The organism is Candidatus Eisenbacteria bacterium, from assembly GCA_030017955.1.
Taxonomy (GTDB): domain Bacteria; phylum Eisenbacteria; class RBG-16-71-46; order JASEGR01; family JASEGR01; genus JASEGR01.
This window is the reverse complement of sequence record JASEGR010000211.1, coordinates 1-1,657: the sequence shown is the minus strand read 5'-3', so window position 1 is coordinate 1,657 and position 1,657 is coordinate 1. Positions and strand designations below refer to the sequence as shown.

At 49.4% G+C, this 1,657-nt stretch carries 1 protein-coding gene and 1 pseudogene; both read right to left on the bottom strand.

The features are described 5' to 3' along the window. Window positions 1-447 precede the first annotated feature (447 nt). Window positions 448-1,068: a cell wall hydrolase gene (locus QME66_13750; GenBank protein MDI6810007.1), complete on the bottom strand. Its 621-nt coding sequence runs from the start codon at window positions 1,066-1,068 to the stop codon at window positions 448-450. A gap of 300 nt (window positions 1,069-1,368) precedes the next feature. Beyond that, window positions 1,369-1,644: pseudogene (locus QME66_13745) on the bottom strand (ATPase domain-containing protein). Between the last annotated feature and the right edge of the window lie 13 nt (window positions 1,645-1,657).

Here is a 1,657-nt window from a genome sequence, read left to right as displayed (position 1 = left end):
CAGTAACAGTCATATAAAAAGGTCATATTTAGCCATAGTGTTATATATGGCCCTTTTTTCGACCCTTTGGCGCTATAAGTGGCAAATGATAAGGAAAGATTGAAGATGACTTCTTTCGATTCAAGAAATTAGAAAAGTTTAAGGATATGATCTCTTCTTCAAGCGTGTAGAAGAGATGATTCGGGTCGTATTTCTTGATGTATTCGTCGATATGAGGATTGTCAGGTTCGAGTTGTCTTGAAAATTCAATGTATTCAATGACATCTCTGAAACAGAAAATCAATGATGTCATGCGGCAGGTAAAAAAAGGCGATGCCGTATAATTGTCTATGATGAGGCCACACAGACCACCAATGTCGTGAGAAAAGAAGATAAGGATTCTTTTATTTCCTGGCAGGGTAAGTCAAAAGTGTTATCAGGGCTGTCCATTCCCCGACCAAAGCGCTATTATTTTGCCGCGCCTGCGTGGGGTTTGTAGAAGATAAACTCGCCAATCTCGACTGTCTTGATGTATTCCGCGGACCAACTAGGTGTTACTTTCCGCTGATGGAAATACAATGCTCCGCCGGTTCGGTCTGTTAGTTGCCGATTGAGAGCTTTTCGAGCTATTTCCTTGGCGATCGCGTAAGATTTATCCTCCTCTGCGTCATCCGAACGGCCATCGCACCACCACGAGAACTGGCAGGCTCCCTGCTCGCTGCCTTGCTTGACAACTTCACAAATAGTGTTCGAAAAGCCCTCATGGCCGAGCCGGTTCATGACAACATTGGCGACTGCTTCCATGCTGGCAGCCCCATCGCCCCTGGCCTCCCAGTAGATGGTACGTGAAAGACAGGTAATCGCATCGTTTAAGGGCTCTTCGCCGACCGGATCTACTGTCTGCGCTTCAGACTTCGTGATGATCTCGGATGCAGAAGGGAGCGCCTTGCTGCCATCGGCCGCGGCGTTCTGCTCCAGTACCCCCGCCTTGCTCTCAGTGACTTCCGCCTTCTTTGCCCGGTCAGCCGCGGTCGCCTGGCCCACGAGAAGGATTGTCGCAAGGCTGGCCGCTATCCATATCTGGCGCATGGTCGAACCTCCTATATGAATCAAACGTTCGTCTTCCCTCAAAAATTTGAGTTCTTCGGATTCCGCGTCAAATTCAGCGCGCAGGGCCTCGACTTTTGCTTCAAGGGCTTTTCGCTTGCGCTCCTGGTCCCGGCGGATGCGATCCGCCTCATGCCGGCGGTCCATTTCCAATGCCTTTTCCTGCGCTTCCCGGGCACTGCCGGTTAATGCCTCGCCGTCACCGGTATAGATATCGACCAGGTCGAGGCCATGGCTTGTGATCAAAAATTCCTGAATCTGGTTGGAGTGATTCATGCCCCTGGATTTTAAAATGTAGAGCCCCCGGTTGCGTTCGCCCTTGAGTTCGATATCTCTTAAGAGAAGCCACGTATCGATAAGAGAAGAGATCTCTTCGCTCGTGCGTTCAGGGTTTCCACCGAAATGGGTGAGATCCGTAAGGAAAGTCGTAATCTTTTCAATCTTCAGATAGTCGATCAGTCGCGTTAAGATGGATTTGACTTCTGACGCGGTTCCGGCGTTAATCAGGTTGCTGATGGGATCAACAATGAAAACCTGGGGCTTAAACGCTTCAATCATCTTGTTGAAGGTG